Source organism: Klebsiella michiganensis (assembly GCF_015139575.1).
Lineage (GTDB): Bacteria > Pseudomonadota > Gammaproteobacteria > Enterobacterales > Enterobacteriaceae > Klebsiella > Klebsiella michiganensis.
In genome coordinates, this window is record NZ_AP022547.1 from 208,788 (window position 1) to 227,315 (window position 18,528).

Genomic DNA, 18,528 nt, shown 5'->3' on the forward strand with positions numbered 1-18,528 from the left:
TTACCCTGGTAATTATTTATCACCCGAGGTTCTTTCGCGCCGCGTCGGGCGATATAACATGCTGAAAAGTAATAGAGAGAGCCGATAAGCAAATTATTGTAAACAGATAAGAAGAAAAGCGGAAAAGGCCAGCGCGCGCCCGCTGGCCGGTGAGTTACGCCTTTTGGAGCTTCTCCACTTCACCCTGGGCCGCCGGAGGTTGCCGTTGGCCAAGCTTATATTTGACCAGCAGCGCGGTGGCCGACAGGAAGGCCGGGATTGCCAGCAAGGAGAAAATCGTTTCGAAAGAGAGCTGGGCCTGCATCAGGAACGCGCCGCTAAAGGCGCCGAGAATGCCGCCAAAGCGGCCAATCCCTAACATCCAGGCCACGCCGGTCGCGCGTCCCTGGGTGGGATAGAAACCGGCGGCCAGCGCAGGCATTGATGATTGCGCGCCGTTCATAATGCTGCCGGCGATAAATACCATTATCCCCATCAGCAGCAGGTTATGGGTCGAGAAACCAACCAGACAAACGAACACGCCGGTCAGCAGCCAGCCCACGGCCACCACTTTGTTTGGGTTGAGCTTATCCATCAGCGCGCCGAGGATAAGCACACCAATCCCGCCACCCAGCGGGAACAGCGCGGTGATAATAGAGGCCTGGCTCATCGTCGCACCGGTTTCGCGGATGAGCAGCGGCAGCCAGCTGGTCAGCAAATAGAAGATCAGCAGGCCCATAAAGTAGGTCAGGCACAGCATGACGGTGCCGACGGCGTAGCGCGGTGAGAAAATCACGCCGATGGACGATTTCTCCTTTACCTGGCCCGCTTCGCGTAGTTCAAATTCCGCCTGCTCGGGAACAGGCGCGATGCGGCGCAGGATCGCGGCGATACGCTGGGCAGGCTGGCGTTTGACCACCATATAGCGCGCGGATTCCGGCAGAAGAAAGATCAGCACTACCGCCAGCAGCAGCGGCATCACGCCGCCAAGCACCAGCACGCTTTGCCAGCCGTAATGGGGGATCATCCAGGCGGAGAGGAAGCCGCCCAGCGAGGAGCCCATCGGAAAGCCGACGAACATCAGGTTAACCATCAGAGCCCTACGCCGCTCTGGGGCGTATTCGCTCATCAGCGTCGCGGCGTTCGGCATGGCGGCGCCCAGGCCAAGGCCGGTAAGAAAACGCAGCAACGTCAGCTGGTTAAGGCTGGTAGCAAAGGCGGTCAGCAGGCTGAAGCCACCGAAAACCACGATGGACATAATCAGAACTTTTTTCCGCCCAACGCGGTCGGCGAGCGGTCCGGCGGTCAGCGCACCGACCGCGAGCCCGACTAAGGCGGCGCTCATAACCGGGCCTAACGCCGATTTTTCGACGCCCCATTCCTGCACCAGGTCAGAGGCGATAAAGCCGATTATCGCGGTATCGAATCCGTCCATCGCGACGGTGATAAAACATAAGGCCAGAATCATCCACTGGTATTTCGTGAAGGGATGTTCATTGATAAAAGCCTGAATATCGATGGTTGTTTTCTTCATGCGGCATTCCTGGCAGGCAGAGCGGGGGACAGAGATAGATTATTGTTATCTCCCTCGCGGTCGTTGATGTTGTTTGTGCGATTATCGAACAAAAAGCCGTTAATCGCTCATTTAATAAAATCATCGAACGGCGGTTCAGGCAATGCAGGCGAAAAGGGAAGCGTGCGATTATCGTCCACTTTGCGACCCGTGCAGAAGAGAGAATAAATTAATAATAACAAAATCAATTTGTTAAGCGTTTCAGCCGAATGCCGGATGATAGCGGTAATTGTGATGAACTTAACAGCCGACGCGACTGGTCGCTAAAACGCTAAAAAACCGGCTTTCAGGGAGGAAGATTGTCAGGAAAAGGTATCCTGCAAGGCCGACCTGGACTATCCTTGTCAGCGTCTGGCACGTGTGTGTCTGTTTGCGCTTTTTTTGGCTGAAAGGAGTAAAAAAATGGCGACAGGAAAGTCCTGCTCTCGCTGGTTTGCGGCTATTGCGGCCCTGTTAATGGTGGTTAGCCTGAGTGGGTGTTTTGATAAAGAAGGCGATCAGCGCAAAGCGTTTATCGACTTCCTGCAAAATACGGCAATGCGTAGCGGCGAACGTCTGCCGACGCTGACCGCCGATCAGAAAAAACAGTTCGGGCCTTTCGTTTCCGATTACGCGGTGATTTACGGCTATTCACAGCAGGTAAGCCAGGCGATGGATGCGGGTTTACGTCCGGTGGTTGATAGCGTGAACGCGATCCGCGTACCGCAGGATTATGTTACCCAACGCGAGCCGCTGCGTCAGGCAAACGGCGCTTTGGGCGTACTGAGCCAGCAGCTGGAGAACGCAAAAATACAGGCGGATGCCGCCCACGGCGCGCTGAAACAGGGCGACGATCTCAAGCCGGTCTTCGACCAGGTCTATAACAAAGTCGTGACGGCGCCGGCGAATGCGCTACAGCCGTTAATTCCGGCAGCGCAGGTATTTACCCAACAGCTGGTGCAGGTGGGTGATTTTATCGCTCAGCAAGAAACCCAGGTCAGCTTTGTGGCGAACGGTATTCAGTTCCCGACTTCGCAGCAGGCCAGTCAGTACAATACGCTGATTGGGCCGCTGGCCGCTCAGCACCAGGCCTTTAATCAGGCGTGGACCGCGGCAGTTAACGCGACGCGTTAACGGCTCTGACAGCCCGGGCAAGGCTTCACCTTAGCCCGGGTTTTCTTTTTTCACTTCTCACTTCACCTGCGGATTCACGCAGTTCTTCTCAACGTTGCCGTTCAGGGCATCAATCAGATTATCCACCGCGCAGGCCGCCATGTTATAGCGGGTTTCATGCGTGGCTGAGCCAATATGCGGCACGGCGACCACGTTTGGCATATTTAGCAGCGGGGAGTCTTTCGCCAGCGGCTCTTGTTCGAAAACGTCGAGGCCGGCGGCATGAATTTCACCTTCCTGCAGTGCGGCAATCAGCGCTTTCTCATCCACCACCGGGCCGCGCCCGGCGTTAATAAAGATGGCGGAGGACTTCATTTTGGCAAACTGCGCTTTGCCGAACAGATGATGAGTCTCGTCGGTCAGCGGCAGGATCAGACAGACAAAATCCGCTTCCTCCAGCAGGGTATCGAGATCGCAGTAGCGGGCGTTAAAGCGCTCCTCTGCCTGAGGGTGCTGGCGGCGGGCGTTGTAGAGGATCGGCATACCAAAGCCCGCGTGGGCGCGCTGGGCAAGCGCCATTCCGATACGCCCCATCCCGACGATACCGAGGGTTTTATGGTGCACATCGTTGCCAAACCAGTCCGGACCGATGCTTTTGGTCCACTCGCCGGCCTTCACGCGGTTAGCCACCTCAACCACCCGACGCGCGGTGCTTAATACCAGCGCCATCACGGTATCGGCGACGGTCTCGGTCAGTACCGTCGGGGTGTGCATCAGCAGCACTTTGCGCGCATTCAGCGCATCGACGTCGAAGTTGTCATAGCCGACGGAGATGGTCGAGGTCGCACGAAGCTTGGGCATTTTCTCCAGTAACGCGGTATCGACTTTTTCGCTGGAACCCAGCAGACCTACCGCTTCAGCGAACGCGTCGGCGTGCTGTGAAACGGTCTCCGGACGCAGGTTTTTCACCTGGGTGACGGTAAAGTGTTGTTCCAGACGCTGTTGCAGGTCGTCGGGAAGCGTTTTGTAGAGAATGACTGACGGCTTCATGCGGTTCTCCGTTGCGTTAAGGTTTCAGGCGTGACGTGCGCCGAGCGGAAGTTTTTGATTATTAGCAGGCTTAACAATCAAAGTAAGCCATACCGAGACGAAAAGCGCCACTCCCATGAAAATGTACGAGGCTGCGGGGCTGCCGGTGGTACCGTTCAGGTAACCGACAAACCATGAGCCGAAGAACGAACCCAGCGCGCCCATGCTGTTAATCAGGGCCATGGCGCCTCCGGCGACGTTGCGCGGCAGCATCTCAGGAATGATGGCGAAGAACGGTCCGTAGGGGGCGTACATCGCCGCGCCGGCAATCACCAGCAGGGTATAAGAGACCCAGAAATGGTTGGCGCCAACGGCCCAGGAACCAATAAAGGCGAAGGCGGCAATCAGCAGCAGCGGCCAGACAAACAGCTTGCGGTTCTGCATTTTATCGGAGGCCCAGGAGACCACGATCATCGCGATGGTCGCCGCCAGATAGGGGACGGATGAGAGCCAGCCGACCTCGACCATGCCCATATTCTCGCCGCCGCTGCGGATAATTGACGGCAGCCACAGAACGAAACCATAAACCCCGATGCTCCAGGCGAAATACTGCATGCACAGCAGGACAACGTTGCGCGAGCGGAAGGCTTCGCCGTAGTTGCGCACCGGTTTGATTCCCTGCTGTTCACGCTCCAGCTGCTCCTGCAACGCGGCTTTTTCGCTTTCCGCCAGCCAGTTGACCTGCGAAGGTTTGTCTTTTACCAGCACCCACCAGCAGAAGGCCCAAATCACCGCCGGAACGCCTTCGATAATAAACATTTCCCGCCAGCCGAAGGCCTGAATCAGGTAACCGGACACCACCGACATCCACAGCACCGTCACCGGGTTGCCGAGGATCAGGAAGGTATTGGCGCGAGAGCGTTCAGATTTAGTAAACCAGTTGCTGATGTAAATCAGCATCGCCGGCATGACCGCGGCCTCGACGACGCCGAGAATAAAGCGAATCGCCGCCAGCGCGGGAATATTGTGCACCATCCCGGTCAGCGAGGCGCAGGCGCCCCACAGGATCAGGCAGATAAAAATGAGTTTGCGTACGCTGCGGCGTTCGGCGTAAATCGCGCCGGGGATCTGAAAGAAGAAGTAGCCGAGGAAAAACAGCGCCCCCAGCAGGGAGGAGATACCTTTGGTGATCCCCAGATCTTCAGTAATACCGGCCGCCGAAGCGAAGCTGAAGTTAGCGCGGTCGAGATATGCCAGGCTATACGTGATAAACACGATAGGCATGATGTACCACCAGCGTTTTGTTGCATTCGTCGAACTATTCATAGGTTTGCCTCTGTGAGTGAGGTGACGCTCATCATAGAAAAGATCCGTTACGCCGCGCTGCATGTAGGGTACAGAACGGCCTGACGTTGTGCTGAATCTGCTTACTCGCCCAGCGCCTCACGCGTGGGTAAGCCTTCGCTATCGCCCTGGACCTGAATGGCCAGTGAGCCGATTTTGTTTCCGCGTTTCACCGCCTGCGGCAGCGGTTTTCCTTCCAGCAGGGCGCTAATCACCCCGACGGCAAAGCCATCGCCGGCGCCAACGGTATCGACGACGTTATCCACTTTTATCGCCGCAACGGCCCCCTGTTCGCCGTCTGCGGTTTTATACCAGGCGCCGTCGGAGCCGGTTTTTATGATGACCGCGCGAACGCCGTGGCTGAGATAAAAGTCCGCAATGGCTTCCGGCGTTTGCTGGCCGGTCAGAATCATGCCTTCTTTCAACCCCGGCAGAACCCAGTCGGCCTGAAACGCAAGGCGATTAAGCTTCTCGATCATCTCGGCTTCGCTTTTCCACAGCGTGGGCCGCAGGTTGGGGTCGAACGAAATCGTTTTTCCCTGCGCTTTCATGGTGCGCGCCGCGCGGTCCAGCAGGGCGTATGAGCTTTCCGACAGCGCGGCGGCCACGCCGCTTAAGTGCAGGTGACGGGCGCTGGCGAAGTATGATTCGTTAAAATCATCCGGCGACAGATGGCTGGCGGCAGAGCCTTTGCGAAAATATTCCACGATGGGATCGGTTCCATTTTCGACTTTAGATTTCAGCTGAAAGCCGGTAGCGTAGCGGCCATCGGTGCTCACGCCGCGGGCGTCGATCCCCTCTTTCGCCAGCGCGGTGAGGACGAAGCGGCCAAAGCTGTCCGCGCCGACGCGGCTTACCCAGCCGACGCTTAAGCCGAGGCGGGCCAGCCCGGTCGCGACGTTCAGTTCCGCGCCCGCCACGCGCTTCATAAAATGTTCTACTTCAGCCAGTTCGCCGGTTTCGGTGGCGACAAACATCGCCATGGCTTCGCCTATCGTGATGACATCTAACGCTTTTTGCATAACTTAATCCTCGCGTAACAGGTTGACGTAGCGGCGGGTCACGGCCGTCAGGTCATGGCCAGTCAGCGGAAATTCGATCCCGCGCGGGGCGTCTGCGGGCAGATTGTCGAGCAGCGCCAGCCAGCGCCCGGACGCTTCATCCGGCGGTACGGCGCGAAACTGCGAATGGTGCGGCTCAGCCGCCTTTACATGAATATAGCTGACGGCAGGCGCCAGGTGGCGCGCGGCCTCTTCCGGCGAGTCGCCAACCCACAGCCAGTTGCCCATATCAAAGGTGAGGGTGATCGGCAGCTGGTTAACCCGACAGGCGGCCTTGAAGCGCTGCATCGGCGCCAGCTGGCCGCAGTCGGTTTGATCGTTTTCCACCACCAGCGCCATGCCGCTCTCGCGCAGGATATCGCGCAGGGTGTCCAGATCGTTTTGGTGGGTAAAGCGGCCCAGTGAGAGCTTCAGCCACAGCGCGTTAAGGGTCTGCGCTTCCTGCAAAAAGTCGGCGAGGCGCGGGTTGAGCGAGCCGTCAGCGGTAAACAGGGCTTCCGGCGCGGAATAGCAAACCAGCAGGCCGCGGCGCTCAATATCGGCGGCCAGTTCCGGCAGGTGGTTCAGCTCATCCGCGCTGAACAGTTCCCGGCGGATCTCTACGCCGTCGGCGCCGGAGCCGGCGATAAATGGCAGGACGGCGGACTGCCCGCCCAGCGCTTTAACACGGTCATTCCCGTACGCGGCGGTAACGACAATAATCTTTCTGGCCATCCCAATACTCCCGACGATAATCTGATGCGTTGTTTATTACGCTAGATGGTATCGGTTCCAAAGCAAAGGCCAGGATGTCTAATTTATGATCGCCATCACGAAGGATCGTTAGCGGGAGGTGGAGCCTCTGACGATCAGCTCGCCGGAAAACACCCGTTCGCAGACCGGGTCGTTGCTGCCTTCAATCCGACGCACCACCTGCTCGACGGCGGCGAAGCCAATCTGCCAGGTCGGCTGTTTGAGCGTGGTGATCCCCACGCCCGCCAGCTCGGCCCACTCCAGTTCATCGAAGCCCAGCAGGCCGATATCGCTGCCCCAAATCAGGCCAACGCGTTTAAGGGAGCGTGCCACTTGCAGGGTCAGCGCGCCGTTGGCGGAAATCACCGCCTTGCGCATGCCGCGATGGTGGGAGTGGAAGTGACGCAGGACGTTATCCAGCATCGCGCCATCGTTCAACGGTACTTCGGCGTTTTCCGCGACAATACCGGTATGGCGCAGGAGGGTCTGGCGAAACGCGCTCAGGCGCTCGCGGCGGGTATTGACCGAGCCGAGGGGTTCGCTAAGGAACAGCAGGGCTTCGAAGCCCTTTTCCACCAGGTGTTCGGTGGCGGTGGTGGCGGCCTGGGTATTATCGAGGCCGACGACATCGCAGGCGAATTCCGGAATTTTGCGGTCGATAAGCACCATCGGCAGCGCCGACTGCTGCAGGCGGTTGAGGCCGTCCTCGCGCATCCCGACCGCGTTGACCACGATCCCCTCCACCTGATAGCTGCGCAGCAGGTCGAGATAGTGCAGCTCCTGGTCCAGCTCATTGTTGGTATTACATACCAGCAGGGTAAATCCTTTTTCGCGACAGGCGGCTTCAATGCCGCTGAGCACGTTGACGGAGTAGGGGTTGGTGATATCGGCGATGATCAGGCCGATCAGCCGGGTACGGCCATGCTTCAGGCCGCGGGCCATCAGGCTGGGACGATAGTCGAGCTCGGCAATGGCTTTTTCAATGCGCCCCAGCAGATCGTCGGAAAGCAGATGCTTCTCGCCGTTCAGATAGCGTGAAATGCTGGTTTTACCGGTCTTTGCGGCTTTCGCCACATCGCTAATGGTTGCTCGCGCCGCTTTCGCCATGGTGGCTTCCTTTGCTGAAATCTGCACACACCTTAGCGCGAAAATTCGCTATATCAAGCATTTTGCCCGGCGAGTCGCCGGGCAAAGAGGGCATTATTGCAGCGGGCTGAGGGTAATTTCAACGCGGCGGTTCTGCGCTTTGCCTTCCGCCGTGCTGTTGCTGGCGATCGGGTTCGCCGGGCCCATACCGGTTGTGCGGATGCGATTAGCCGCCACGCCCTGGGTAATAAGCGCGCTGGCGACGCTCTCCGCGCGCTGCTGAGAGAGGCGCATGTTCAGATCCTGGCTGCCGGTGCTGTCGGTATAACCCACTACGTTAACGGCGGTTTTCTCATACTCTTTCAGCACCATCGCCACGCCGGTGAGGGTATTGGCGCCCGCGGGTTTCAGGTTGGCGCTGCTGCTGTCGAAGGTCACATTGTTCGGCATGTTCAGCACGATATTGTCGCCGTTTCGCGTCACGGTTACGCCGGTTCCCTGCATTTTCTCGCGCAGCTTCGCTTCCTGCACGTCCATATAGTAACCGATGCCGCCGCCCAGCGCCGCGCCGGCCGCTGCGCCGATCAGCGCGCCTTTGCCGCGGTCATGTTTGGAAGAGGAGAGCGCCCCAACGCCTGCGCCGACTAACGAACCAATGCCCGCGCCGATCCCGGATTTACCCGCTTCGCGCTCCCCGGTATAGGGATTGGTGGTACAGCCAGAAATGGCCAGTGCGCCGCTAACGACAGCCGCAATCATGAGTACGCGTTTTTTCATCTTATTTCCTTAATCCTTTTTATTCTTTGCCACAGCGACCGTGACGGTTGATTATGACGCCCGAAACCGGAGAAAATTCCGCAGAGAGCATCTCAATTTGTAAATAACATTGAACGGCTGAATAACGTGCCGTCACCACACCTGCTATCGCTGACCAGGAGCCCGCATTGCCAACCTCATCTGCTACCAAAACTATCCTGACCGCAGCCCATTGGGGGCCAATGCTGGTCGAAACCGATGGCGAGAACGTCATCTCTTCGCGCGGGGCGCTTGATACCCCTTTCCCCAACTCGCTGCAAACCGCAGTGCGCGATCAGGTGCATAGCAAAACCCGCGTACGTTATCCGATGGTGCGTAAGGGATTTCTCGCCTCGCCAGAAAGCCCACAAGGCGTGCGCGGGCAGGATGAGTTTGTGCGGGTGAGCTGGGAGCAGGCGCTGGATCTGATTCACGCCCAGCACCGGCGCATTCGCGAAAGCTACGGCCCGGCGTCGATTTTTGCGGGCTCCTACGGCTGGCGCTCAAATGGCGTGTTGCACAAAGCGGCGACGCTGCTCCAGCGCTATATGAGCCTGGCGGGCGGCTATACCGGGCATCTGGGCGATTATTCTACCGGCGCGGCCCAGGCGATCATGCCGTACGTGGTTGGCGGTAATGAGGTTTATCAGCAGCAGACCAGCTGGCCAATGGTGTTGGAACATAGCGATGTCGTGGTGCTGTGGAGCGCTAACCCATTAAATACGCTAAAAATTGCCTGGAACGCTTCCGATGAGCAGGGCATCCCGTGGTTCGATCGTCTGCGTCAGAGTGGGAAGCGGGTGATCTGCATCGATCCCATGCGATCGGAAACGGCGGAATTCTTTGGCGACGCGGCGGAGTGGATCGCCCCGCATATGGGCACCGACGTGGCGCTGATGCTCGGTATCGCCCATACGCTGGTGGAAAACGGCTGGCAGGATGACGCGTTTTTGGCCCGCTGCACCAGCGGCTATGACGTTTTCGCCCGCTATCTGACCGGGGAGAGCGACGGAACGGCAAAAACGGCGGAATGGGCGGCGGCGATCTGCGGCATTAGCGCGGAGAAAATTCGCGAACTGGCACAACTTTTCCACGAAAACACCACCATGTTGATGTCCGGCTGGGGAATGCAGCGCCAGCAGTTTGGCGAACAAAAACACTGGATGCTGGTGACCCTTGCCGCCATGCTCGGCCAGATAGGCACCCAGGGCGGGGGCTTTGGCCTTTCCTATCACTTTGCCAACGGCGGCAACCCTACGCGCCGCGCGGCGGTGCTGGCCTCAATGCAGGGCAGCGTGGCGGGCGGGACCGATGCATTGGAAAAAATCCCGGTCGCGCGTATCGTTGAAGCGCTGGAAAATCCCGGAGCGTCTTATCAACATAACGGTATGGAACGCCGCTTCCCGGATATCCGCTTTATCTGGTGGGCGGGCGGCGCCAACTTTACCCACCATCAGGATACCAACCGGCTGATCCGCGCCTGGCAAAAACCGGAGCTTATCGTCATTTCCGAATGCTTCTGGACCGCCGCGGCGCGCCATGCCGATATCGTGCTGCCCGCGACGACCTCATTTGAACGCAACGATATGACCATGACCGGCGACTACAGCAACCAGCATCTGGTGCCGATGAAGCGGGTGGTCGCGCCGCGCGATGAAGCGCGCGATGATTTCGAGGTCTTCGCCGACCTCAGCGAGCGCTGGGAAGCGGGCGGGCGGGAGCGCTTCACCGAGGGTAAAAACGATCTGCAGTGGCTGGAGACGTTTTACCAGATTGCCGCCCAGCGCGGGGCGGCGCAGCAGGTTACGCTGCCGCCGTTCGCCCGGTTCTGGCAGGATAATCAGCTGATTGAAATGCCGGAGAACCCTGAAAACGCGCGCTTCGCCCGCTTTGCCGCCTTCAGGGCCGATCCGCAGGCGAATCCGCTGAAAACCGCCAGCGGTAAAATTGAAATTCACTCGCCGACCATCGCCGGGTTTGCTTATCCGGATTGCCCGCCGCACCCTATGTGGCTGGAGCCGGACGAATGGCACGGCAATGCGCAGGAAGGCCAGCTCCAGGTGCTGTCAGCGCATCCGGCGCACCGCCTCCACAGCCAGCTCAACCATACGTCGCTGCGCGAACAGTACGCGGTGGCGGGCCGTGAACCGTTAACCCTTCATCCGCGCGATGCGCAGGCGCGCAATATCGCCGATGGCGATCTGGTGCGGGTATGGAATTCACGCGGCCAGGTGCTGGCCGGCGCGGTAGTGACCGACGGCATTCGTCCCGGGGTTATCTGCTTGCACGAAGGAGCATGGCCCGATCTCGACCCTCAGGCGGGAATTTGCAAAAACGGTGCGGTGAACGTGCTGACCAAAGATATTCCGACATCGCGGCTGGGTAACGGCTGCGCCGGAAATACGGCGCTGGCCTGGCTGGAAAAGTATACCGGGCCCGAGCTTACGCTGACGGCATTTGATCCGCCGACCAATGCATAATCCAGGTCGGATGCTGGGTTTCATCCTGCCATGCGCAGTCTTCAATGCGGAAGCCCTGCGCATGGTAGAAATTCACCGCCTGAACGTTTTTCTGGTATACCTCAAGGGTTAGCCAACCGTAGTGTTTTTTGACTTCGCCGATCAGCGCGCTGCCGATGCCCTGCCTGGCGGCATCCGGCGCGACGAACAGCGCGCCGATGAAGCGGGAATCCATCACGCTGATAAAACCCTTCAGCACGCCGTCCTGCTCCCATACCCAGGTTTGCGCGGAGGGCAGGTAAACGTCGCGCACTATCGCCAGGCTGTCATGCCAGTAGCTTTCGGCGATAAACGGATGCGCGTGGATCGTACTCTCTAGCCACAGCTCGAGCAGTGGGCCGGTTTCGTTAGCGTCCCAGTTACGAATCATCCTGGCCTCCTGAGCGACAGAAACAGTCGATGACGTGGTCGTTGACCAGACCGCAGGCCTGCATAAAGGAGTAGCAGATAGTGGAGCCGACAAACTTAAAGCCCCGTTTTTTCAGCGCTTTCGACAATGCGTCAGAAGCCGGGGTGGTTGTCGGGATCTCCGCCAGCGTGGCGGCGGCCGTCACCTGGGGGTGATTATCGACGAATGACCAGACGAAATCTGCGAAAGGTTCGCCATTTTTTTCCATCGCCAGGAAGGCGCGGGCGTTGCCGATGATGGCCTGAATTTTACCGCGATGGCGAATAATACCGGCGTCGAGAACCAGACGTTCAATGTCTTCTTCGTCCATTGCCGCGACGCGAACCGGATCAAACTGGTGAAAAGCGCGGCGGTAGTTTTCACGCTTTTTCAGCACGGTGATCCACGACAGTCCGGCCTGCTGGCCTTCGAGACAAATCATCTCAAACAGCTTGCGGGGATTCTTTTCAGCAACGCCCCACTCCTTATCGTGGTACTCAATGTATAAAGGATCCTGACTGACCCATCCGCAACGTTGCATCTGTCTCTCCCTTTTGTGATAAAAACTCAGTCGTTCAACTTGACGGCTGAAAGATAAAGATAATAGTTAATACAGGGTTATTATTCCCCAAGCAGGGATAGGACACCCATAAAAAAAACACAGCAACCTTGCCGTTTCGGCTCTTTTTGGAGTCGCATTAATGATAATAAAGAAATGCAATGGCCTCCGGGTATTCCTGGTCCCGGCGTGCGTATCCGTCTGGGCGTCGTGTGTTGCCGGGGCGAATGCCTGGCAACAGGAATATATCGCTATCGATACAAAAAGTAATACTGCGGAACGCTATACATGGGACAGCGATCACCAACCGCGCTATGAAGATATTCTCGCGGAGCGGATAAATGCGTCCGACGATCCTTCCGGACTGGCGTTTAATCAGGCGGTCTCTCCGGTGGATAGCGCACGCGGTATGAGCGTCGGCTGGAATTTCTCTCTGACCGAGGGGATGACGTCCGGCCCGGTCGCCAGTTTACATTCCGATCTGACGTCGCCGCCGCTTACCCGCAATGCGGCCGGAACCGGCTACGTGAATACGCTGGGCTGGCGGGTCGATTATCAGAAGCTGTGGGGCGTACATCCGTGGGCTCAGGTGAGCTATAACCAGGAGTTGACGACGGATTTCGGCGGGGCGAACCGCGCGCAGGACGGTGCCTGGCGGGACGTGACGCTGGGCGCAGATATGTCGCTCAACTCTCATCTTGCCGCCTGGGCGGCGCTATCCCAGGCGGACAATTTACCCACCGGGGCAAACTATCTCTATTTAATGGGCGTGAGCGCCAATTTTTAATTTATTGCGGATACGCTGGCGGCGCTTGTGATTCGGCTCATCCCTGAGCCTCACCCGGATGGGGCTGCGGCATGCCGCCATTTGCCACTCGAGTTATTCAGGCTAAATATGTAGCATAGTTGATACGTTTAATTTACTTTATCATTACAGTAATGACGCATCTTCCAGCGGTAGCGGGCACTAACTTTCCGATAAATCGTTAAGGCGGGAATGTTTTGCAATGTCATTCATTCCGCCTTTAATGCATTTCATTCCGCGGTAGCGGCAGCTCATGCCTTTTTTCCCCAGACTTACAGGGGACTTCGTTATGGTGGCGGCAGTTAATTATTCAGGACAACTGCTATGAACGCTGCAAACCGTCAATACACCCGCTGGCTTACGCTGCTCGGCACTATCATTACGCAATTTGCGCTGGGATCGGTTTATACATGGAGTTTGTTCAATAGTTCGCTTTCCGCCAAGCTGGACGAACCGGTAAGCCAGGTGGCGTTTTCATTCGGCCTGTTAAGCCTCGGCCTGGCGCTCTCTTCATCCGTGGCAGGTAAATTACAGGAACGTTTCGGCGTTAAACGCGTCACCATGGCTTCCGGCGTCCTGCTGGGCCTCGGATTCTTCCTTACCGCGCATTCAAACAGCCTGATGATGCTGTGGCTGAGCGCGGGTCTGCTGGTTGGGCTGGCCGACGGTGCTGGCTATTTGCTGACGCTGTCGAACTGCGTCAAATGGTTCCCGGAACGTAAGGGACTGATTTCGGCTTTTTCCATCGGTGCTTACGGGCTTGGCAGCCTGGGTTTTAAATTTATTGACTCCCATCTGCTGGCGACGGTCGGCCTGGAAAAAACCTTTATTATCTGGGGCGCTATTGTGCTGGTGATGATCGTTTTTGGCGCGACGCTGATGACAGACGCGCCGAACCACACCGCTACCGCCAACAACGGCGTCGTCGAAAATGACTTCACCCTCGCCGAATCGATGCGTAAACCTCAGTACTGGATGCTGGCGGTGATGTTCCTGACCGCCTGCATGAGCGGCCTGTACGTGATTGGCGTGGCGAAAGATATCGCCCAGGGGATGGTGCACCTCGATGTTGCGACGGCTGCCAACGCGGTGACGGTGATCTCTATCGCTAACCTGAGCGGGCGCCTGGTTCTGGGCATTCTGTCCGATAAAATGTCCCGCATCCGGGTGATTACCATCGGACAGGTTGTCTCGCTTATCGGTATGGCGGCGCTGCTGTTCGCTCCGCTGAACGCCATGACGTTCTTCGCCGCTATCGCCTGCGTGGCCTTTAACTTCGGCGGTACGATTACCGTCTTCCCGTCGCTGGTCAGCGAGTTCTTTGGTCTCAATAACCTGGCGAAAAACTACGGCGTGATTTATCTCGGCTTTGGTATCGGCAGCATCTGCGGTTCGCTGATTGCTTCCCTGTTCGGCGGTTTCTACGTGACCTTCTGCGTCATCTTTGCGCTGCTGATTCTCTCTCTGGCGCTTTCGACAACGATTCGCCAGCCGAAAAGTGAAATTTACCACCAGGCTCACGCCTGAAACCGGGTGTTATCCCGGCCCCGATGATTAATTCCCTAAGCTAATAGTGCCAATCCAACCAAATGTTTTGTAAATGTTTGGTTGGATCACATTCCCTCCTGATACTTTTTCCTTCCGCTGTGGTCTACTTATCGCGCTTTGTAGAGGTTTCTTATAACCAAGCTAAACGCACTTTATTAACCTGCTTACTTATATCGCTTAAGTCGGGCGGTTTTATCTCTTCGTTTTCCAGGTTTTTTGCATGAAATACATTAAAACGATGACGCAGCTGAAGCTCAGTATCTGGCTGGCGCTGTACATCGGCTGGTTTATGAACGCCGCCGTATTCTTCCGCCGCTTCGAGGGGTACGCTCAGGAGTTTACCATCTGGAAAGGACTCTCAGGTGCAGTTGAGCTGATAGGGACCTTTCTGGTCACCTTCTTTCTGCTGCGTATTTTGTCGCTGTTTGGCCGCCGGGTCTGGCGTATTCTCGCGACCATCGTCGTACTCTTCTCCGCCGCCGCCAGCTATTACATGACCTTCCTGAACGTGGTGATCGGCTACGGGATTATTGCCTCGGTGATGACCACTGACATCGACTTGTCCAGAGAGGTTATCGGCTGGCACCTGATTCTCTGGCTGGTGCTGATGAGCGCGCTGCCGCTGGTGCTTATCTGGAGCAACCGCTGTCGCTTCACCCTGCTGCGTCAAATTCGTACGCCCGGCCAGCGGATGAAGAATATTACTATCGTGCTGCTGGCTGGCCTGATGGTCTGGGGCCCTATTCGCTTGCTGGAGGTTCGTCAGAAGAACTTTGAGCGCAGTTCCGAAGTCGATCTGCCAAGCTATGGCGGGGTGGTGGCTAACTCCTATCTGCCGTCTAACTGGCTATCAGCGCTGGGGCTTTACGCGTGGGCGCAGGTGGACGAGTCTTCCGATAATAAATCCCTGATCAATCCGGCGAAAAAATTCACCTACGTTGAGCCGCAAGGGCTGGATGATACTTACGTGGTGTTTATCATCGGCGAAACCACCCGCTGGGACCATATGGGCATCCTGGGCTATAGCCGCAATACCACGCCTAAGCTGGCGCAGGAAAAAAACCTGGTCGCTTTCCGCGGATACTCCTGCGATACCGCCACGAAGCTGTCGCTGCGCTGTATGTTCGTTCGTCAGGGCGGGGCGGATGATAACCCGCAGCGGACGCTGAAAGAACAGAACGTCTTTGCCGTCCTGCACCAGCTCGGCTTTACCGGCAACCTGTACGCCATGCAGAGCGAGATGTGGTTCTACAGCAACACGATGGCGAACAATATCGCCTATCGCGAGCAGATTGGCGCTGAGCCGAGTAACCGCGGCAAGAGCGTTGACGACATGCTGCTGGTGGATGAAATGAAGCGCGGTCTGGCGAAGAATCCCAATGGTAAGCACCTGATTATTCTGCATACCAAAGGATCGCACTTTAACTATACCCAGCGCTATCCGCGCAGCTTTGCGCAGTGGAAGCCGGAGTGCGTCGGCGTCGATAATAAATGCTCGAAGGCTGAGCTGATTAACTCGTACGATAACAGCGTGACCTACGTCGATCACTTTATCGTCAGCGTGCTGGATCAGCTGCGGGACAAGAAGGCGATTGTTTTCTATGCGGCCGACCACGGCGAGTCTATCAACGAGCGCGAACACCTGCACGGTACGCCGCGCAAGATGGCGCCGCCGGAGCAGTTCCGCGTGCCGATGCTGGTGTGGATGTCGGATAAGTATCTGGCGTCGCCCGACCACGCAGCTTCTTTTGCGCGCCTGAAGCAGCAGGCGGCCATGAAGGTGCCGCGCCGCCACGTAGAACTGTATGACACCATTATGGGCTGTCTTGGCTATACTTCGCCGGACGGCGGGATTAACCAATATAACAACTGGTGCCACGTTCCTGACGCTGCGGCGAAGAAGGAGTAGCAGAGTGGCGAGTTTCTCGCCGCTTGAGCGACTTTTTCATAATAAGGCATTGACGGGTGTGTATCGCAGCAGTAAGATGCGCCCGCATTCGGTGATTGGCGCAGCCTGGTAGCGCACTTCGTTCGGGACGAAGGGGTCGGAGGTTCGAATCCTCTATCACCGACCAAATTCGAAAAGCCTGCTCAATGAGCAGGCTTTTTTGCATCTGAGGTTTGTGAGGATGAGAACCTCCGGGGGTAGAGGTTCGACTCGAGCGGAGCGAGAGAACGTTGCGTCAGCAACGGCCCGCAGGGCGAGCCACGTAGTGGCGAGTTATCCTCTATCACCGACCAAATTCGAAAAGCCAGCTCAACGAACAGGCTTTTTTGTTTCTGTCGTCCTTACTGATATGCAGCATCGTTTCCGGGAAATCCAGCCGTACTGCACACCGCTCCCGGGGGCGGCGCAAAGCGCCTTGCCTGGGCTACGGGTTCAGCGTTGTCTGCGGGCCGGTAGCCCGGACAGATGCGTAGCATCGCCTCCGGGAAATCCAGCCGCACCGCACACCGCTCCCGGGGGCGGCGCAAAGCGCCTTGCCCGGGCTACGGGGTCAGCGTTGTCTGCGGGCCGGTAGCCCGGACAGATACGCAGCATCGCCTCCGGGAAATCCAGCCGTACTGCACACCGCTCCCGGGGCGGCGCAAAGCGCCTTGCCCGGGCTACGGGTTCAGCGTTGTCTATGGGCCGGTAGATACTGTGAACGCCTGCAACCATTTTTAGTTGCCGATACTTTCTCCGGCTCCCGGATGACAGGCACACCAAAGACAGCACTCTCTGGTGCTGTCGTTTTTTCTCAGGGAACGTTGTTACGCTATCAACAGCTCATGCTGTGACGCATCGAACGCCTTTCCTGACTTCAGTACTCCATAAGCCACCTGCGCCAGCTTTCGCATCATCGCCCCTATGATGACTTTTGCCCGCTTTCCGCTCTCTTCCAGCCTTTTCCTGAACGCTTTTCCCCACGCCGTATGGTACAGCGCCGATAACGCTGGCATGTATAACGCCTTGCGCAGTTGAACCGGCCCCGCTTTGCTCATCCGGCTCGCCCGCATCACGCTGCTTCCCGACTCATGCTGCACCGGCGTCAGTCCTGCATACGCCGCGAACTGCCGCGCTGTACCGAACTTCAGCCTCAGGCCCGTATACGCCAGCAGAACAGCCGCTGTTTTCTCCCCGATGCCCGGGATACTGTTCAGCAGCTTCCGCCGTCGTTTCATATCCGGGTCGTTATCCGTCAGGTCTTTTATCTGTTTTTCGATACGTGCCAGCTCCGCGCTCAGACATCCCAGCAGGATATCAATGCTGGCCAGCTGAACCTCCGGCGCGGTTTCTCGCCGGTTTTTCTCCTGCGTCTGCATCTCTGTCAGCGCCTGATGCCTTAACACCAGGGCTTTCAGTGCCCGCTCTGTCGGATGAGGGGCCTCCCAGGCTGACGGGCGTTTTTCCCGGCAGAAGTGAGCCAGCATACGGGCGTCCACTTTGTCAGTTTTACTGCGCAACCCCTCACTCTGTGCGAAAGCTTTACTGAGGGCGGGGTTGATGATGGACACGGTATACCCGGCATCACTCAGATGCGCGGCCGCGTCTTCCATGTAGGTGCTGGTGGACTCCATGCAGACATGGGCACGGTTCACGTCATGGCCGCGAAGCCAGCGGACCAGCGCTTCGTGTCCGGAGAGGGTATTGTCAAATTTTTTACAACGATGCCGGCCATCAGGGCGAAGAATATCGACATCCAGTTTAGCTTTGGCGACATCAATACCGATGAAGTGGAGTTCGTTTTCCATAGTGAAACCAACCTTGCAAATACGGGTTACCGGTGAAAGCCGGTCCATGATACTGTCCGGTTTATCACATGAGAAAGAACGGCGGTCCGGTGCAAAGGATCTACGGAACAGGCGCGAAAGCCTAAGCCCGGACACGGCATCCGGACCGCCATCAGAGAGAACTGGCCGGTTCTTTCTGACGGAGTAATCATACAAGCCCGGACAGATGCGCCAGCATCGCCTCCGGGAAATGCTGCCGTACTGCACACCGCTCCCGGGGGCGGCGCAAAGCGCCTTGCCCGGG

At 57.5% G+C, this 18,528-nt stretch carries 15 protein-coding genes, 1 tRNA gene and 1 other RNA gene; 7 read left to right on the forward strand and 10 right to left on the reverse strand.

Going from position 1 to position 18,528, the window contains the following annotated elements:
• Nucleotides 1-154: 154 nt before the first annotated feature.
• A complete protein-coding gene (locus JLG71_RS01005; protein WP_004855352.1) occupies nucleotides 155-1,513 on the reverse strand; it encodes an MFS transporter in 1,359 nt (452 codons plus the stop codon).
• Between the two features lie 441 nt (nucleotides 1,514-1,954).
• Here JLG71_RS01005 and JLG71_RS01010 point away from each other — a divergent pair, with 441 nt between their 5' ends.
• Nucleotides 1,955-2,665 carry a DUF3053 domain-containing protein gene (locus JLG71_RS01010; RefSeq protein ID WP_004126443.1) on the forward strand — a complete coding sequence of 237 codons (711 nt, stop codon included), beginning with the start codon at nucleotides 1,955-1,957 and terminating at the stop codon, nucleotides 2,663-2,665.
• A 57-nt stretch (nucleotides 2,666-2,722) separates the two neighbouring features.
• On the opposite strand, the gene ghrB is transcribed toward JLG71_RS01010, so the two are convergent.
• The 6 genes from ghrB to JLG71_RS01040 all read right to left on the reverse strand — a co-directional run bounded on the left by ghrB (nucleotide 2,723) and on the right by JLG71_RS01040 (nucleotide 8,673).
• Nucleotides 2,723-3,694, reverse strand: coding sequence for a glyoxylate/hydroxypyruvate reductase GhrB (gene ghrB, locus JLG71_RS01015; RefSeq protein WP_025106791.1), 972 nt, complete (start codon nucleotides 3,692-3,694; stop codon nucleotides 2,723-2,725).
• A gap of 24 nt (nucleotides 3,695-3,718) precedes the next feature.
• Nucleotides 3,719-4,999, reverse strand: a complete 1,281-nt coding sequence (locus JLG71_RS01020; RefSeq protein ID WP_004855346.1) for an MFS transporter — start codon at nucleotides 4,997-4,999, stop codon at nucleotides 3,719-3,721.
• A 101-nt stretch (nucleotides 5,000-5,100) separates the two neighbouring features.
• Complete coding sequence (locus JLG71_RS01025) at nucleotides 5,101-6,039, reverse strand: sugar kinase (RefSeq protein WP_048262701.1); 939 nt, start codon at nucleotides 6,037-6,039, stop codon at nucleotides 5,101-5,103.
• A 3-nt stretch (nucleotides 6,040-6,042) separates the two neighbouring features.
• Nucleotides 6,043-6,792 carry a sugar phosphate isomerase/epimerase family protein gene (locus JLG71_RS01030; protein WP_047722829.1) on the reverse strand — a complete coding sequence of 250 codons (750 nt, stop codon included), beginning with the start codon at nucleotides 6,790-6,792 and terminating at the stop codon, nucleotides 6,043-6,045.
• 108 nt (nucleotides 6,793-6,900) lie between these two features.
• A complete protein-coding gene (locus JLG71_RS01035) occupies nucleotides 6,901-7,917 on the reverse strand; it encodes a LacI family DNA-binding transcriptional regulator (RefSeq protein WP_004855337.1) in 1,017 nt (338 codons plus the stop codon).
• A gap of 93 nt (nucleotides 7,918-8,010) precedes the next feature.
• Nucleotides 8,011-8,673 carry an OmpA family lipoprotein gene (locus JLG71_RS01040; RefSeq protein WP_049069103.1) on the reverse strand — a complete coding sequence of 221 codons (663 nt, stop codon included), beginning with the start codon at nucleotides 8,671-8,673 and terminating at the stop codon, nucleotides 8,011-8,013.
• A 167-nt stretch (nucleotides 8,674-8,840) separates the two neighbouring features.
• Here JLG71_RS01040 and JLG71_RS01045 point away from each other — a divergent pair, with 167 nt between their 5' ends.
• Nucleotides 8,841-11,171 carry a molybdopterin guanine dinucleotide-containing S/N-oxide reductase gene (locus JLG71_RS01045; protein WP_200913939.1) on the forward strand — a complete coding sequence of 777 codons (2,331 nt, stop codon included), beginning with the start codon at nucleotides 8,841-8,843 and terminating at the stop codon, nucleotides 11,169-11,171.
• Here JLG71_RS01045 and JLG71_RS01050 read toward each other — a convergent pair.
• Both JLG71_RS01050 and tag read right to left on the reverse strand, forming a co-directional pair.
• Entirely contained in the window at nucleotides 11,134-11,580 is a 447-nt protein-coding gene (locus JLG71_RS01050; RefSeq protein ID WP_025106794.1) for an N-acetyltransferase, read from the reverse strand. The two genes, JLG71_RS01045 and JLG71_RS01050, sit on opposite strands and share 38 nt — an antisense overlap.
• Complete coding sequence (gene tag / locus JLG71_RS01055) at nucleotides 11,570-12,139, reverse strand: DNA-3-methyladenine glycosylase I (RefSeq protein WP_025106795.1); 570 nt, start codon at nucleotides 12,137-12,139, stop codon at nucleotides 11,570-11,572. Before tag ends, JLG71_RS01050 begins: the two co-directional genes overlap by 11 nt.
• 160 nt (nucleotides 12,140-12,299) lie before the next feature.
• Between tag and JLG71_RS01060 the strand changes: the two genes are divergently transcribed.
• The 5 genes from JLG71_RS01060 to JLG71_RS01080 all read left to right on the forward strand — a co-directional run bounded on the left by JLG71_RS01060 (nucleotide 12,300) and on the right by JLG71_RS01080 (nucleotide 16,751).
• The gene (locus JLG71_RS01060; RefSeq protein ID WP_014227192.1) at nucleotides 12,300-12,944 is read left to right on the forward strand and encodes a lipase; all 645 of its coding nucleotides are present in this window, start codon (nucleotides 12,300-12,302) and stop codon (nucleotides 12,942-12,944) included.
• Nucleotides 12,945-13,286: 342 nt separating this feature from the next.
• Nucleotides 13,287-14,489 (forward strand): L-lactate MFS transporter, encoded by a 1,203-nt coding sequence (locus JLG71_RS01065; RefSeq protein WP_014227191.1) that lies wholly within the window; start codon nucleotides 13,287-13,289, stop codon nucleotides 14,487-14,489.
• Nucleotides 14,490-14,730: 241 nt separating this feature from the next.
• Complete coding sequence (gene eptB, locus JLG71_RS01070; RefSeq protein ID WP_004855325.1) at nucleotides 14,731-16,419, forward strand: kdo(2)-lipid A phosphoethanolamine 7''-transferase; 1,689 nt, start codon at nucleotides 14,731-14,733, stop codon at nucleotides 16,417-16,419.
• Between the two features lie 89 nt (nucleotides 16,420-16,508).
• Nucleotides 16,509-16,585: transfer RNA gene (locus tag JLG71_RS01075), tRNA-Pro, on the forward strand.
• A gap of 34 nt (nucleotides 16,586-16,619) precedes the next feature.
• Nucleotides 16,620-16,751, forward strand: a non-coding RNA gene (locus tag JLG71_RS01080) — RtT sRNA.
• A gap of 513 nt (nucleotides 16,752-17,264) precedes the next feature.
• On the opposite strand, the gene JLG71_RS01085 is transcribed toward JLG71_RS01080, so the two are convergent.
• The gene (locus JLG71_RS01085; RefSeq protein ID WP_032747738.1) at nucleotides 17,265-18,245 is read right to left on the reverse strand and encodes an IS110 family RNA-guided transposase; all 981 of its coding nucleotides are present in this window, start codon (nucleotides 18,243-18,245) and stop codon (nucleotides 17,265-17,267) included.
• Nucleotides 18,246-18,528: the final 283 nt, after the last annotated feature.

What these genes read in the sequence shown, in the direction of transcription:
- JLG71_RS01005 (WP_004855352.1), bottom strand. Translation starts at nt 1,513, where the DNA reads ATGAAGAAAACAACCATCGATATTCAGGCTTTTATCAATGAACATCCC.
- JLG71_RS01010 (WP_004126443.1), top strand. Translation starts at nt 1,955, where the DNA reads ATGGCGACAGGAAAGTCCTGCTCTCGCTGGTTTGCGGCTATTGCGGCC.
- ghrB (WP_025106791.1), bottom strand. Translation starts at nt 3,694, where the DNA reads ATGAAGCCGTCAGTCATTCTCTACAAAACGCTTCCCGACGACCTGCAA.
- JLG71_RS01020 (WP_004855346.1), bottom strand. Translation starts at nt 4,999, where the DNA reads ATGAATAGTTCGACGAATGCAACAAAACGCTGGTGGTACATCATGCCT.
- JLG71_RS01025 (WP_048262701.1), bottom strand. Translation starts at nt 6,039, where the DNA reads ATGCAAAAAGCGTTAGATGTCATCACGATAGGCGAAGCCATGGCGATG.
- JLG71_RS01030 (WP_047722829.1), bottom strand. Translation starts at nt 6,792, where the DNA reads ATGGCCAGAAAGATTATTGTCGTTACCGCCGCGTACGGGAATGACCGT.
- JLG71_RS01035 (WP_004855337.1), bottom strand. Translation starts at nt 7,917, where the DNA reads ATGGCGAAAGCGGCGCGAGCAACCATTAGCGATGTGGCGAAAGCCGCA.
- JLG71_RS01040 (WP_049069103.1), bottom strand. Translation starts at nt 8,673, where the DNA reads ATGAAAAAACGCGTACTCATGATTGCGGCTGTCGTTAGCGGCGCACTG.
- JLG71_RS01050 (WP_025106794.1), bottom strand. Translation starts at nt 11,580, where the DNA reads ATGATTCGTAACTGGGACGCTAACGAAACCGGCCCACTGCTCGAGCTG.
- tag (WP_025106795.1), bottom strand. Translation starts at nt 12,139, where the DNA reads ATGCAACGTTGCGGATGGGTCAGTCAGGATCCTTTATACATTGAGTAC.
- JLG71_RS01060 (WP_014227192.1), top strand. Translation starts at nt 12,300, where the DNA reads ATGATAATAAAGAAATGCAATGGCCTCCGGGTATTCCTGGTCCCGGCG.
- JLG71_RS01065 (WP_014227191.1), top strand. Translation starts at nt 13,287, where the DNA reads ATGAACGCTGCAAACCGTCAATACACCCGCTGGCTTACGCTGCTCGGC.
- eptB (WP_004855325.1), top strand. Translation starts at nt 14,731, where the DNA reads ATGAAATACATTAAAACGATGACGCAGCTGAAGCTCAGTATCTGGCTG.
- JLG71_RS01085 (WP_032747738.1), bottom strand. Translation starts at nt 18,245, where the DNA reads ATGGAAAACGAACTCCACTTCATCGGTATTGATGTCGCCAAAGCTAAA.